Here is a 12,759-nt window from a genome sequence, read left to right as displayed (position 1 = left end):
GAGTGATGTCAATGACTGTACCGCCTGTCCCCCCTCGTGACGAGGGCGCCATTGCCCACGCGGCGGCGGATGCACTGTGCAGGCGCAGCGCGCGCCCATGGGTGCTGGCGGCCACGATACTCGCCTCCAGCATGGTGTTTATCGATGGCACCGTGGTCAACGTAGCGCTTCCTGCCTTGCAACGCGCATTCGGCGCCAGCGCTTCCGATGTGCAGTGGGTGGTTGAATCCTACACGCTTTTCCTGGCGGCGCTGCTGCTGGTCGGGGGCACCGCAGGCGACCGCTTCGGGCGGCGGCGCGTGTTTGTCCTTGGCGTCGCGCTATTTGCCGTCGCGTCCATCTGGTGCGGGGCGACTGGTAGCGTCCTGCAATTGATTTTCGCCCGAGCGGTACAGGGCATCGGCGGCGCCTTGCTGGTTCCGGGCAGCCTCGCCCTCATCAGCGCTTCGTTTCCCGTAAGCGAACGCGGCAAGGCGATCGGCACCTGGTCCGGCTACACCGCTATCACCGCCGCGATTGGGCCGGTGATCGGCGGTTTTCTGATTGAGCATGTTTCATGGCGCCTGGCATTTCTGATCAACGTTCCGCTCGCCTTGCTGGTCATGATCCTGACGTTCAGATACGTGCCAGAAAGCCGCGACCCGCGTGCCTCAGGCAGCCTGGACTGGACCGGCGCTGCGCTGGCCAGCAGCGGGCTGGGATGCCTGGTCTACGGCTTGATTGAATCGTCGAACCACGGATGGAGCGACGTGACGGTGATTGCAACGCTGGTTCTGGCTGCGCTGATGATTGCGATTTTTATTCGCGTCGAGTTACGGCATCCGGCTCCTATGCTGCCGCTAGGCTTATTCCATTCCCGCAATTTCAGCGGAGCGAACTTGCTGACGCTCCTGCTATATGCGGCGCTTGGCGGCGGCCTGTATTTTTTTCCGCTGAACCTGATTCAAGTGCAAGGCTATTCCGCGGTCGCTGCTGGCGCTTCGTTGCTGCCGTTCGTGCTACTGATGTTTTCCCTGTCCAGGTGGAGCGGGGGACTGGTTGACCGATACGGCGCCAAGAGGCCGCTCGTGATTGGCCCGACGATTGCGGCAATCGGATTTGCCTGGTTCGCCGTTCCCGGCGTGGGCGGCAGTTACTGGGCGAATTATTTCCCGGCGGTGCTGATGCTGGGAGTCGGCATGTCGATCAGTGTCGCGCCGCTGACCACGACGGTGATGAATGCGGTCGATCAGAGTCTTGCCGGCGCGGCATCCGGCGTCAACAACGCCGTCTCGCGTAGCGCCGCCTTGCTGGCCATTGCGATCTTCGGAATTGTGATGAACCTGGCGTTCAATGCCAGCCTGGACCGGCATCTCAAGACCTTGAGTATGGCCCCGGGCAAGTTGCACACAGTAGCGGCGCAACGTGCCAGACTTGCTGCAATCGCGTTGCCGGCGGAAGCGAGCGAACCGGAGCGGGTAGCCCTGAAAAGCGCCATTAACCAGTCGTACGTATCGGGCTTCCGTTGGGTGATGTTGCTCTCTGCGTTGCTGGCATTGGGGAGTGCCTTGAGCGCCTGGTTGTTGATTGGCGTCTGCCCTCAAAAAAAACAAAAAACCTGATCCACTACAGCTACAGGCAACGTTCTTGTAGGTGAACCCCTACAAAAGAGTCGCGCTAACAACGATAGCAGCGCCTGCTTAATTTACGCATACTCCATTCGTCACTGGATTTCGTCCGTCAAATCGGCGCTTTTGTCCGATTCGTAAGACGGCTGCCGCAAACCAGGCGTCGCAAGCAGCGGAAACCAGCAGTGCTGCCAGGAAGTGAGCGTTGCGTGGGCGCCTTGAATCTTCCGGGCAACAAGCAGTAAACTGGTAGCTGGACAGCGCCGGGTTTTACCAAACTAAATAGCCCGCACTGCGGGCTATTTTTAAGAGGAGATTTGAAATGGATGACGTCGTTATTGTTGCCGCAGGCCGTACTGCGGTAGGTAAATTTGGCGGGGCGTTGGCCAAGGTCCCGGCGGCCGATCTGGGCGCGCATGTGATCAAGGGACTGCTGGCCAGGACCGGGATCAAGCCGGAGCAGATCAGTGAAGTCATTCTGGGGCAGGTACTGACTGCCGGTTGCGGCCAGAATCCGGCGCGCCAGGCCGGTATTCACGCCGGGCTGCCCGATATGGTGCCGGCATTCACGGTCGGTAAAGTCTGCGGCAGCGGCCTGAAAGCGGTCCATCTTGCCGCGCAAGCCATCAAGTGCGGCGATGCCCAAATCGTCATCGCCGGCGGTCAGGAAAACATGAGCGCCTCACCGCATGTGCTGAACAACTCGCGCGACGGCTTCCGCATGGGTGACGCCAAGTTGGTCGATACCATGATCGTCGATGGCCTGTGGGACGTCTATAACCAATATCACATGGGAACGACGGCGGAAAATGTAGCGAAGAAATACGATATTTCGCGTTTGCAACAAGATGAATTCGCTTTGGCTTCGCAAAACAAGGCCGAAGCGGCCCAGAAAGCGGGCAAGTTCAAGGATGAAATCCTGCCGCTGGAGATTCAGCAGAAGAAGGGCACGATAGTCTTCGACAGCGACGAATACATCAAACACGGTACCACGCTGGAATCCTTGTCCGGCCTGCGTCCGGCCTTTAGCAAGGACGGTTCGGTCACCGCCGGCAATGCGTCCGGCCTCAACGACGGGGCCGCAGCGGTGCTGATGATGTCGGCCGCCCTGGCGCAGCAACTGGGCCTGACGCCGCTGGCCAGGATCAAGGCGTATTCGTCGGCCGGCGTCGATCCGAGCATCATGGGCATGGGGCCGGTTCCGGCCTCCCAACTGTGTCTAAAAAAAGCCGGATGGACCCATCAGGATGTCGATTTGATGGAAATCAACGAAGCCTTCGCGGCGCAGGCCATCGCCGTCAATCAAGAGATGGGCTGGGACACCGCCAAAATCAACGTGAATGGCGGCGCCATCGCCCTCGGCCATCCGATTGGCGCGTCAGGCTGCCGCATTCTGGTGACCTTGTTGCATGAGATGGTCCGCCGCGATGCCAAGCGCGGCTTGGCCAGCCTGTGCATTGGCGGCGGCATGGGCGTGGCGTTGGCAGTGGAGCGTGATTAAGGGTATTGGATCAGCGGCGGTTAGTGCGCCCGATTGATGGTTGTTTATGCTGCGTCGCACAAATATTTATCTTGACAGGATTGGTTGGTAGGTTAAAATAAAATTTGCTGCGGCGCAGCATACGTTGATTGATCTAATGAATTAATTATTGAACCTCAAGGAAAAAGCCATGTTTTCGTTCTCAGAACAAATTTCAACTGCCACCAAAACGCATTTCGAAGCCCAGCTTGCCATGATCAACGCGCTGACTAGCAGAACGTTTGAAGGTGTCGCAAAAGTGGTCGAATTAAACGTCAATGCCGCGAAAGCTTCTCTGGAAGAGTCTGCTGTTGCAACCAAGCAATTACTCTCCGCCAAAGACGCGCAAGAATTTTTCACGCTGACCGCTAACCAAGTGCAACCGAATGCTGAAAAGGTGCTTTCCTATGGCCGTCATTTGGCCGGGATTGCGTCCAGCACGCAAGCCGAGTTCACCAAAGTCGCTGAAGAGCGGATTACTGAAGTACGCAACTCGGTCAACACGTTGGTGAGCGAAGTCACAAAAAATGCACCGGCTGGCTCAGAAAATGCGGTTGCGCTGCTGAAATCGGCTTTTGGCAATGTAAACGCTGGCTATGATCAGTTGACCAAGACCACTAAACAAGCTGTTGACGCGCTGGAAACCAATTTGACCACGGTCACGAACCAGCTTACGCAATCTGTAGAAAAGACTGTTAGTGCCAAGAAATAAACGATTTGCATCGTAGTACTTTGACAGGCCGCATTGCGGCCTGTTTTCATATGTGCAAGAGGAATACCCGCGCAGCAATAATGCAGCAACGGTTCCAGTGCCCGTGCAGAAAAGCAGGGCTGTCCCTGAATCGCCATTTTTCATGCTGATGCTCCCGTTGCTGTTTCTCAGCCTGTTGCTCGATTTCCCTATGACTGCGGATGAAACCTGAAAAGGCAAATAAAGTTGCCGCTGGCTTTGCCGCAGGTTTATCATTGGCGCCCCTGAAAGCTTCTGGAATCGGCACCATGCTCATCATTACCATCAAACAAGGCAAAGAAAAAAGCCTGCTGGTTCGCCAGCCATGGATTTACGCATCTGCAATTGAGCGGGTCGATGGTAAGCCAGGGGAAAAGATGCAGTTTGGCGCTACCGCGCTGGTGCATTCGTCTTCCGGTAAATTTCTGGCACGTGCGGCGCATAGCCCGAAATCCGAAATCCGTGCGCGGGTCTGGACCTTTGACCAGAACGAGGCGGTCGACCACGCGTTCATGAAGCGCCGCGTCAAGACCGCCGTAGAGACACGCAGCCTCGCCGGCGCTGGCAAGAATGCCGCGGCTACTGATGTAGTTCATCTGGTTTTGGCCGAGAAAGACGGTCTGCCGGGATTGCTGGTGGATTGGTATGGCGGCCGTAAAGGTTATTTGATATGCGAATTTCAGGCCGCCGGCGTTGAGGCCTGGAAGGTTCCTATCGTCAAGGCCCTGATGGCCGAAACCGGCTGTCCGAACGTGTACGAACGGTCGGATGAACTGATCCGTAAAGGTGAGGGCTTGCTGAATGTTTCCGGTGTGTTGGCTGGAGAAGAACCTCCGGATGAAACGCAGTTCACGGAAAATGGCGTGCGCTTTGCGCTGGATATCAAGACCGGGAAAAAGAGCAAATACCGGTGATTTTATGTCCGCCTGCTTGCAGTGTGAATGAGTGAAGAAAGTCTGAAATGAACGATACAACAACACCGGCGAGCAATGCAGAAATCCTCCCGGTCGGCATGCTTGCGAATGGCTGCGGTCCGGCGCAAGCGATGGAGAACGTTGCGAAGCGTAAACACGGTATCGAAGGCTGGGAGCCATTTCATTATGAAAAAATTTCCGCTACCGAATTTGAAGTCACCGGCGGCATCCCCACGCTGATAGGCGGCGCCAAAAAATGGCCGGAGCCGCATACCACTGTCATCGTTTCTGAAGAAGAAATTGCACAGGAATTGGCGGCGGATTCGGTAGCGGAAACGTCGCACGGCAAAGATGCTGAGCCTGAAGCTGCGGCAGCGCTCGGTGCTGCGCAATCCGCGTTATCGGTTCCTGAGTTAACGCCGCAGGCAAACTCGCACAGCACGCCAAAGTACATGACCGTCGTATTACGAATGCCGGTTGACAAGGCGGGCCATCAACGGATAACGGACACACTTGGTCTGAACAAAAACTTCTTCGGGGCTGTCGTCATGGCCACCGCATTTCAGGATGAAATTCTGGTGAGTGAGTTTTTGCAAAAAGGCTGATCGGCAAGTAAGAGAAGCGCGTAAACTGCAGCTGGGCAACTACTAGGCAAAATCCACCAGCCCCAGTCCATGCCGGACTCTGTTGCAGAGTTCTTCTGAAGTCCGTGAGATGAGTTCTTCCGGCACCTTAAATTTCTTGGTCAGCCGTTTATGGCTTTCAAATCCATATGAGACCATGAACGGATGCATGCCGGAATTTATCCCCGCAAGGAAATCCTTGTGTTCATCGCCGCAGATATAGCTGCGCGCCGGGTTGATATCAAAACGTTCTCTGGCGGCGCGGAAATGATCGGTCTTTTCCTGACTAACGGGAATATGAATGAAAAAATCGAGCGCATCGAGATCGATGTCGTGGCGGCGGAAGAGCTGGCGGAGCGTTGCTTCCGGCTGGTTGGTGACGTTACGCGTGACCAGGCCGACCACAACGTCGGGAGCAGCAATCAGCGTTTGAATCAGTGCCGCAATCTGCGGATACAGCAGCGCCTCATCCCTATACACTTCGGTCAGGGTTGCGATGATCTGTTTGCGGCTTTGCTTGCCGATCTGCTTTTTGATATTCGCCGGAAAATCTTTCAGTCCACCCAGATATTTGAAAATATGGCGTCGCTTCTGAAAGCTTTCCTCATCGCCTAGCGCCATGCTATGACGCGAAAATGTTTTGTCGATGGCGCTAAACGCATCAATCGTGGTGCCGTCCGCGTCCAGGATGATAAGTCGTTTGTTATTGTTGTACATGCGTTATCCGTGAAAACTGTTGCCGGCAATGCGCCTCTGGCAAACACTGCGATTCTGTCAGCAACATAGCGAAATGATGTGACAGGAGCATGACGTTGATGTTTGAAAGCGATTTTCGTCATTAGGGCTTGTCATTTTTTCGTGAAACAGGCGCATCATCGAATTGGATAAATCATTTCCCAAAAATTGTCTTGTCACTGCGATCGGCGCGGCAGGGTACGAAACGCTCGCTTCTGACAGCGAATAGTCACTAATCCTGGTCAAGGGCTTCAACATGATGCGTTACTTCCTCGCTTTACTGACCGCTGCCGGACTACGTGCCACGCTGCAGCGCCCTGCAACCACGTCTGCGCGGCTAGAGGCGGACGGTAATACGACCCGGGGGCAGTACGAAGCGAGGATAGACGCCATCGTCCACGGCCTGGCCCAGCGCAGCATCAGCCGTGGCGACCGCACGCTGGATATATTGTTGTTGTCCGGTGGCGGTCAGCACGGTGCTTACGGCATAGGCTTTTTACGCGGATGGCGCAGTCGTACCGATGCACCGATGCCGCGCTTCGATCTGGTCACCGGGATTAGTACCGGTGGCTTGCAGGCGCCGTTTGCGTTACTCGGCACCGAGGCGGCACTCGATCAGGCGTCAACGCTGTATCGCAGCGCCACCAGTGATTTCGCGCCAACGTTCGATCGGCTATTCTGGTTGCGACGAACGGGTGGAGTAGTCAACATCAAGCGCTATCGGGGCATGATCGAACGCGAGATGGATGCCCGCATGGCCGATCAGCTGCAGGCCAGTTTTGCTGAAGGCCGACAGCTGGTGATTGGGACCACCGATTTCGATCTCGGTATTGGGCGGATCTGGGATATAGGTCACGAGTTGACGGCGACGTCGGACGGCGCGGATCGGGTCCGAAAGATATTGCTGGCAACCACTGCGATTCCAGGCATATTTCCGCCGGTGGTGATTGATGGCCACGTTCATGCGGATGGCGGTATCGTGTCGAATGCGCTTGCAGTGCTGGATTTTGACGGCTACCGTAAATTGGCCACGCGTCTCGTAGCGTCAGGACTGACACAGCCGGTGACGGTGCGCATCTGGGTGTTGGTAAATATGTGGACGTATCCCCGGCCAGTCGCAATTGATCCATCCAGCCGTGCAGCTATCGTGCAGCGTAGCAACGTACTGATGTTCTGGAACCATCAGCTCCAATATCTTGCCGGTTTGAAAGATATGACGCGCGCGGTCAACGCCGAGGTGCCCGGACTGCAACTCGAGATGCGTTACACCGCGATTCCATCGGAGTTTTCAAGTGAGCCCGGTGCAGCAGATTTGTTTAATGGGGAGTGGATGACACGCATTGAGAAATTTGGATTTGAGCGTGCGCAGAGCCGCAAGCCGTGGGATGTCATTACCACGCCTTATGCGCGGCCGTTGCCGGTACTTACGCCGGCTGAAAAAATGCAGTTTGATGGAAAGTCTGTGACAAAGTGAAATAAAGCCCGACACCTCGCGGCACATGTGTTGCTAAAAATGAATTGGCGATGGTTTTAGGTGGTATTTTTGGTAATTTTTGAGTACTGTATTGGAATGAACATAGATTGAAAACGGCAAGAATAGCCGTGCAGCAAGGTTTTCCGAAACAATGGTTGAATTGCTTGGCGCGACCCAAATTAAAGGAAGGGAGCTTCGGTGCTGCCGCGGCTTTGGTCGACAATTTAACCGAGGGGTTCGGAAAAATGAACAAGCTATTCATCTCGTGGCTGAAAATCGCCGTTGCTCACAGCTTGCTGGTATTGCTACTGTCGGGGTGCGCGTCGGTCATGCTTAAAACGGTGGAGTTGCAGCCAGTTGCCACCACCTCGGGCACTTCAGGAGAAGCCGGCTCTTTTGGCTTTTGCGCTTCTCAACGGAAAACACCAGCTACCACTTTTTCTCCGGCTCCGGCACAGATGATGGTCGGGTACGATGACTTCTTCAAGGCTGGTACGCCGCCCTTTGCTTGTGACGATATACGGGTTTCGGTATTTAGAGGTGGGGTCCAGTTTGACCTGAGTCAGTTTGATTCCATTGTCAATGCGGAGCTCTTGTTCGACACGGTGAAGTCGGTATCTCGCAGCGACGGTAAGCTAATCGACAGCCCGACGCCCATTTCCTATGCCAACAAGCTCTGTGTCGCCACCGAAGTGTTTTCTTCCAATATGCTTTGCGACAATGAAGCGTTGTTGCCAGTTGGCGAGACCATTAGTGTCAGGGTGTCCGGACAAGTGTGCGAGTGGGTCAGCAAGAGCCGAAACAACTTCGGCTTCGTCCTGGGTGGCCCAAGGCTGCCATTCCCTGCGAAAAGCCCGCCCCGGGATAACGACGCAAAAATAAGCTGGTACAACAACTTTCGGTTGCGCATCACATACAGGCCGGCGCTGAATTCTCGGGCGCCACAGTAAGGTCGGTGCCAGGACTCTATACATAAGCGTGGCGGAATTCTGACCAGCCGGTGGAGATCATGCGTGTCTTTGGGCAATAAAAAAGCGCTCCGAAGAGCGCTTTTTCTGGTTGCAACCGTGAGCAGGGCTTATTGTATCTTGGCTTTTGCGCGCAGTTCCTGTTGGTACGCTTGCAGTTTTTTCTGTTGCAGCGCTTCAGTGATTTGCGGCTTTACTTCTGCCAGTGTAGGGATCTTCGCAGCACGGGACTCTTCCAGCTTGATGACGTGGTAGCCGAATTGGGTCTTGACTGGCGTATCAGTGACTTGGCCCGGTTTCAGGGCGATCAGCGCATCGGAGAATGGCTTGACGAATGAAACTGGAGTTGCCCAGCCGAGGTCGCCGCCGTTAGCTGCCGAACCTGGATCTTTCGATTGCTTGGCCAGATCTTCAAACTTGGCGCCGCCTTTCAGCTTGGCGATGATGGCTTTTGCATCGTCTTCTTTTTCAACCAGGATGTGACGGGCATGATATTCCTTGTCGCCGGCACTTGCCTTGAATTTGTCGTACTCAGCTTTGATGTCAGCTTCGCTAACCGGGTTTTTCTTGACGTAGTCGGCAACCAGTGCGCGGATCAGGATCGATTGACGCGCGATGTCAGCTTGCGCTTTCACTTCCGGGTTGTTACCCAGGCCTTGTTTTTCAGCTTGTTGGATCAGTACTTCGCGGTTGATCAGTTCGTCTTTAACCATTGCGCGCAGTTGCGGCGAATCAGGTTGGCCACCTTGAGCTGACAGTTGCGAAACCATCATGTCGGCACGTGAAGAAGGAATTGCCTTGCCATTTACAACAGCAATATTTTGAGCCAGAGCAGGTAAAGCAGCAACTGCAAAAAGTACCACCAGCAAGCGAGCAGGTTTAAAAGTCATGTTCAAATCCTAAATAGAATGGGGAGATGTAGAAGAATAAAACAGAATATAGCTAGAAAGAATGAAGTGTCTAATTAATGTGTAACTAAATTTTACCGATATATTGCTAATTTACGCGTTCTCAAGAGTTGTTTATCTCGGATGGCGCCAGAGCGGTGATCGCCAAGGCATGAATCTCATGCTTCATCATGTCATCCAGACAATCATACACCAGGCGATGTCGATTTAAACGATTTTTCCCTTCAAAAACTGCGGAAATCAGTGTTAACCGATAATGACCACCGCCAGAGGCGGCGCCGGCATGTCCCGCATGCATTGCCGACTCATCTTCCAACAGACATTCAGTCGGCGCGAAAGTTGCAGTTAGTTTTGTGCGAATGGCATCTATTCGGGTAGTCATTCCGGATCCTTGATGTATTTGGAGAGTAAAAGGCTTTGTCCAATGACGAAGGCGAACATCAATCCCATGCCGCCAAACAACTTGAAGTTGACCCAGGTGTTGGTCGGGAAGTTGAATGCCACGTACAGATTCAGCAAGCCCATAAATACAAAAAAAGCGCCCCATGCCAAACCCACTTTGGCCCAGATAGCTTCGGGCAGCGCCATCTGTTTTTCCATCATGTTGCGGATCAGGTTTTTACCCATGGCCAGCTGACTTACCAGCAGCGCTGCGGCAAAACACCAGTACAGGACGGTTGGCTTCCATTTGATAAATGTTTCGTTATGGAAATAAATCGTCGCGCCACCAAATACCGCAATGATCACCAGCGAGACCCACAGCATGGCATCGACTTTTTTACGGCGTGTGAGTAGATAGCCGATCTGCAACAGGGTGGCGACAATCGCCATCGCAGTCGCCAATATAATCGGCGCCTGGGTCGCGCTGATCACACCGCCGGACACGAAGCCTGACAGATATTGCGACACCAGCGATTGCGCGGCGTCAGCGTGGCCTTCGCCCCATTTGAAAATGCCGAAAAAAAGTATGACGGGGAACAGGTCGAACAGAAACTTCATGGACTGGGCTTTCTTTCAGAATAGTGAGAACTATGTCGGTGACGGTTGTCGCTCGCCGTTGCAAACATGGGTTTATATCAATAAGCCGGATTATGCAGGATCAAACCGCAGCGATGCGGAGTTGATACAGTACCGCAATCCGGTTGGCGGCGGGCCATCAGGAAAAACGTGACCTAAATGGGCATCGCACACATTGCATACAATTTCAGTGCGGGTCATGCCATGGGTGCGATCAATGCGCTCGCTGACATTTTCCGGATTGATGGCTTTGAAATAGCTCGGCCAACCGCAACCGGAGTCAAATTTGGCGTCCGATTCAAACAGCGGTGTATTACAGCAGACGCAAGTATAAATGCCGTGTTCGTGGTGATCCCAGAATTTGCCGGTAAACGGACGTTCGGTTGCCGCATGCCGCGTGACCTCATATTCCATTGGTTCCAGCGCGGCGCGCCATTCCGCTTCGGTTTTCGTGACTTTCAAGTTACTCATGATGTATTCCTGTTCGTTCGGCAATTTTTTCTGCAGTTTCGCTATTTATGACGAGCAGCTTACTTCCAGTTCGCTGGCCCAGTCTGGCGGCAACGCGGCATATTCGGCATGCTCGGGTTGTTCGTCGAACGGTCTCTCCAGAATCTGTCGCAATTTACTGACTTCAGAGTAGTCTTTATTCTGTGCTTTTCCGATGGCGACTTGCGCCAAATAGTTGCGCAGCACGTATTTGGGGTTGGTCGCGTGCATTGCAAGGCGACGGCGTTCATCGAGACTGTTTTCGGAACGCAGTCGCGCCCGGTATTGTAGCGTCCAGGCGTCAAAACCGCTTCTGTCTATAAACAAATCGCGCAGCGGCGTATCGGCGTCAGGATTGTCGCACTGCAAATCACCCAGTCGACGGAAGAACAGCGTGAAGTCGGCATGGCTGCCTTGCATTACCGCAAACATGGCATCGAACAACTTGTCGTCGTCGGCCTGATAGGTTTGCAAGCCGAGCTTGGCGTGTAATAGCGTATCGAGTTTCGCTGCGTATTCGGCCTGGTAATCTTTCAGCGCATCCTCGGTCGCCTCAACGCTGCCTACCAATGGCAGCAATGTCTGCCCTAGTGCATAACAGTTCCAGTGACCGATTTGCGGCTGCATATTGTATGCATAGCGGCCCTGCTGATCAGTATGATTGCAGATATGGCGTGGGTCGTAGGCTTCCATGAAACCAAACGGCCCGTAATCCAGCGTCAGTCCCAGAATCGACATGTTGTCGGTGTTCATGACGCCGTGCATGAAGCCAACCGCCTGCCATTGCGCCATCAGATGTGCAGTACGGCGGGTAACTTCTGCCAACAAGGCGTGATAGCGGTTTTCGGCATCGGCTAACTCTGGATAAGACTGATCGATAACATAATCGGCCAGGATTTTCAGCGACGCGTGTTGATTGTTATAAAACCAGTGCTCGAACGAGCCGAAGCGGACGAAGCTCGGCGCCATGCGGGTTACCACCGCGGTGGTTTCCGGCGTTTCGCGCATTGCCAACTGGTCCGAGCCGATGACGTCGAGCGCGCGTGAAGTGGGAATGCCGAGCGCAGCCATCGCTTCCGAGCACAGAAATTCGCGTATCGAAGAGCGTAACACCGCACGGCCGTCGCCCATGCGCGAATAGGGCGTCGAACCGGCGCCTTTGAGTTGTAGTTCGATGCGGCCGCCAGTGCCATCCCGGGCGGCGACATCGCCCAGCAATATCGCCCGGCCGTCGCCCAGTTGACCGGCCCATTGCCCGAATTGATGGCCCGAATACACCGCCGCGATTGGTTGTGACGCGTTTAACAGTTGATTGCCGGCGAAGGTTTCGACGAATTGCTTTGACGAAAATAGCGCTGGATCAAGTCCGATCAAGGCGGCAGCCGAAGCGCTCGCATCGACCAGATACGGCGCTGGCAAAGGCGTTGGCATCAGGCGTGTATAAAACGCCGGCGGCAATGTTGCGAACGAATTGGCTAGTGAAAGTTGCGTAAATTCTTGTTGGGCGTTCTGTGCTGCAGGGGCATGCATGCGGTTTCCTTGTTGGACGGAGTTCGGTGTCAGTCGACATTTTGACAGAGATGGCAAATGACGTCGCCAATACCAGGCTGTGGGGGGGGACTTTGTTCGATATCAAGGGCTGCCGGCCATCGCTTCGATGCCCTGTCTAAGTCCGGCAGACCTTAGCTGCGCATATCAAACGCAGCCAGTCCGGTAAAATACGCGGCGCGCCTGGCCGTCATCTTAACTATTCCGCAATCTTTGAACCGGGCAAT

At 54.5% G+C, this 12,759-nt stretch carries 14 protein-coding genes; 7 read left to right on the top strand and 7 right to left on the bottom strand.

Going from position 1 to position 12,759, the window contains the following annotated elements:
- Positions 1-11 precede the first annotated feature (11 nt).
- The 3 genes from AC3CHX_RS13450 (at position 12) to AC3CHX_RS13440 (ending at position 3,838) form a co-directional block, all read left to right on the top strand.
- Positions 12-1,601, top strand: a complete 1,590-nt coding sequence (locus AC3CHX_RS13450; protein WP_488644502.1) for an MFS transporter — start codon at positions 12-14, stop codon at positions 1,599-1,601.
- A gap of 328 nt (positions 1,602-1,929) precedes the next feature.
- A complete protein-coding gene (locus AC3CHX_RS13445) occupies positions 1,930-3,108 on the top strand; it encodes an acetyl-CoA C-acetyltransferase (RefSeq protein ID WP_488644501.1) in 1,179 nt (392 codons plus the stop codon).
- 169 nt (positions 3,109-3,277) lie between these two features.
- The gene (locus tag AC3CHX_RS13440; RefSeq protein ID WP_488644500.1) at positions 3,278-3,838 is read left to right on the top strand and encodes a phasin family protein; all 561 of its coding nucleotides are present in this window, start codon (positions 3,278-3,280) and stop codon (positions 3,836-3,838) included.
- A 46-nt stretch (positions 3,839-3,884) separates the two neighbouring features.
- On the opposite strand, the gene AC3CHX_RS13435 is transcribed toward AC3CHX_RS13440, so the two are convergent.
- Positions 3,885-4,127 carry a hypothetical protein gene (locus tag AC3CHX_RS13435; protein WP_488644499.1) on the bottom strand — a complete coding sequence of 81 codons (243 nt, stop codon included), beginning with the start codon at positions 4,125-4,127 and terminating at the stop codon, positions 3,885-3,887.
- Here AC3CHX_RS13435 and AC3CHX_RS13430 point away from each other — a divergent pair.
- Both AC3CHX_RS13430 and AC3CHX_RS13425 read left to right on the top strand, forming a co-directional pair.
- Positions 4,126-4,770 (top strand): class I SAM-dependent rRNA methyltransferase, encoded by a 645-nt coding sequence (locus AC3CHX_RS13430; RefSeq protein WP_488644498.1) that lies wholly within the window; start codon positions 4,126-4,128, stop codon positions 4,768-4,770. The two genes, AC3CHX_RS13435 and AC3CHX_RS13430, sit on opposite strands and share 2 nt — an antisense overlap.
- Before the next feature lie 47 nt (positions 4,771-4,817).
- A complete protein-coding gene (locus AC3CHX_RS13425; protein WP_488644497.1) occupies positions 4,818-5,375 on the top strand; it encodes a hypothetical protein in 558 nt (185 codons plus the stop codon).
- 42 nt (positions 5,376-5,417) lie between these two features.
- Here AC3CHX_RS13425 and AC3CHX_RS13420 read toward each other — a convergent pair whose 3' ends face one another.
- Complete coding sequence (locus AC3CHX_RS13420) at positions 5,418-6,110, bottom strand: HAD family hydrolase (RefSeq protein ID WP_488644496.1); 693 nt, start codon at positions 6,108-6,110, stop codon at positions 5,418-5,420.
- Between the two features lie 274 nt (positions 6,111-6,384).
- Between AC3CHX_RS13420 and AC3CHX_RS13415 the strand changes: the two genes are divergently transcribed.
- Both AC3CHX_RS13415 and AC3CHX_RS13410 read left to right on the top strand, forming a co-directional pair.
- The gene (locus AC3CHX_RS13415; RefSeq protein ID WP_488644495.1) at positions 6,385-7,602 is read left to right on the top strand and encodes a patatin-like phospholipase family protein; all 1,218 of its coding nucleotides are present in this window, start codon (positions 6,385-6,387) and stop codon (positions 7,600-7,602) included.
- A 107-nt stretch (positions 7,603-7,709) separates the two neighbouring features.
- On the top strand, positions 7,710-8,552 hold the full coding sequence (locus tag AC3CHX_RS13410; RefSeq protein WP_488644494.1) for a hypothetical protein: 843 nt from the start codon (positions 7,710-7,712) through the stop codon (positions 8,550-8,552).
- A 128-nt stretch (positions 8,553-8,680) separates the two neighbouring features.
- Here AC3CHX_RS13410 and AC3CHX_RS13405 read toward each other — a convergent pair whose 3' ends face one another.
- From AC3CHX_RS13405 to AC3CHX_RS13385, 5 genes are all read right to left on the bottom strand, one after another.
- The gene (locus AC3CHX_RS13405) at positions 8,681-9,460 is read right to left on the bottom strand and encodes a peptidylprolyl isomerase (RefSeq protein ID WP_488644818.1); all 780 of its coding nucleotides are present in this window, start codon (positions 9,458-9,460) and stop codon (positions 8,681-8,683) included.
- Between the two features lie 121 nt (positions 9,461-9,581).
- Positions 9,582-9,860, bottom strand: a complete 279-nt coding sequence (locus tag AC3CHX_RS13400) for a BolA family protein (RefSeq protein ID WP_488644493.1) — start codon at positions 9,858-9,860, stop codon at positions 9,582-9,584.
- Positions 9,857-10,477, bottom strand: a complete 621-nt coding sequence (locus AC3CHX_RS13395) for a septation protein A (protein ID WP_488644492.1) — start codon at positions 10,475-10,477, stop codon at positions 9,857-9,859. The genes AC3CHX_RS13400 and AC3CHX_RS13395 overlap by 4 nt, the downstream gene beginning before the upstream one ends.
- 90 nt (positions 10,478-10,567) lie before the next feature.
- Entirely contained in the window at positions 10,568-10,966 is a 399-nt protein-coding gene (gene msrB, locus AC3CHX_RS13390; RefSeq protein WP_488644491.1) for a peptide-methionine (R)-S-oxide reductase MsrB, read from the bottom strand.
- A gap of 45 nt (positions 10,967-11,011) precedes the next feature.
- Positions 11,012-12,514 carry a protein adenylyltransferase SelO gene (locus tag AC3CHX_RS13385; protein ID WP_488644490.1) on the bottom strand — a complete coding sequence of 501 codons (1,503 nt, stop codon included), beginning with the start codon at positions 12,512-12,514 and terminating at the stop codon, positions 11,012-11,014.
- Between the last annotated feature and the right edge of the window lie 245 nt (positions 12,515-12,759).

It is taken from the genome of Glaciimonas sp. OK215 (assembly GCF_057787885.1).
Note: the sequence above shows the minus strand (reverse complement) of the source record. Positions and strands in the feature narration are given on the sequence as shown.

Coding starts and splice junctions, on each gene's coding strand:
- AC3CHX_RS13450 (WP_488644502.1), top strand. CDS start 12: ATGACTGTACCGCCTGTCCCCCCTCGTGACGAGGGCGCCATTGCCCAC.
- AC3CHX_RS13445 (WP_488644501.1), top strand. CDS start 1,930: ATGGATGACGTCGTTATTGTTGCCGCAGGCCGTACTGCGGTAGGTAAA.
- AC3CHX_RS13440 (WP_488644500.1), top strand. CDS start 3,278: ATGTTTTCGTTCTCAGAACAAATTTCAACTGCCACCAAAACGCATTTC.
- AC3CHX_RS13430 (WP_488644498.1), top strand. CDS start 4,126: ATGCTCATCATTACCATCAAACAAGGCAAAGAAAAAAGCCTGCTGGTT.
- AC3CHX_RS13435 (WP_488644499.1), bottom strand. CDS start 4,127: ATGGTGCCGATTCCAGAAGCTTTCAGGGGCGCCAATGATAAACCTGCG.
- AC3CHX_RS13425 (WP_488644497.1), top strand. CDS start 4,818: ATGAACGATACAACAACACCGGCGAGCAATGCAGAAATCCTCCCGGTC.
- AC3CHX_RS13420 (WP_488644496.1), bottom strand. CDS start 6,110: ATGTACAACAATAACAAACGACTTATCATCCTGGACGCGGACGGCACC.
- AC3CHX_RS13415 (WP_488644495.1), top strand. CDS start 6,385: ATGATGCGTTACTTCCTCGCTTTACTGACCGCTGCCGGACTACGTGCC.
- AC3CHX_RS13405 (WP_488644818.1), bottom strand. CDS start 9,460: ATGACTTTTAAACCTGCTCGCTTGCTGGTGGTACTTTTTGCAGTTGCT.
- AC3CHX_RS13400 (WP_488644493.1), bottom strand. CDS start 9,860: ATGACTACCCGAATAGATGCCATTCGCACAAAACTAACTGCAACTTTC.
- AC3CHX_RS13395 (WP_488644492.1), bottom strand. CDS start 10,477: ATGAAGTTTCTGTTCGACCTGTTCCCCGTCATACTTTTTTTCGGCATT.
- msrB (WP_488644491.1), bottom strand. CDS start 10,966: ATGAGTAACTTGAAAGTCACGAAAACCGAAGCGGAATGGCGCGCCGCG.
- AC3CHX_RS13385 (WP_488644490.1), bottom strand. CDS start 12,514: ATGCATGCCCCTGCAGCACAGAACGCCCAACAAGAATTTACGCAACTT.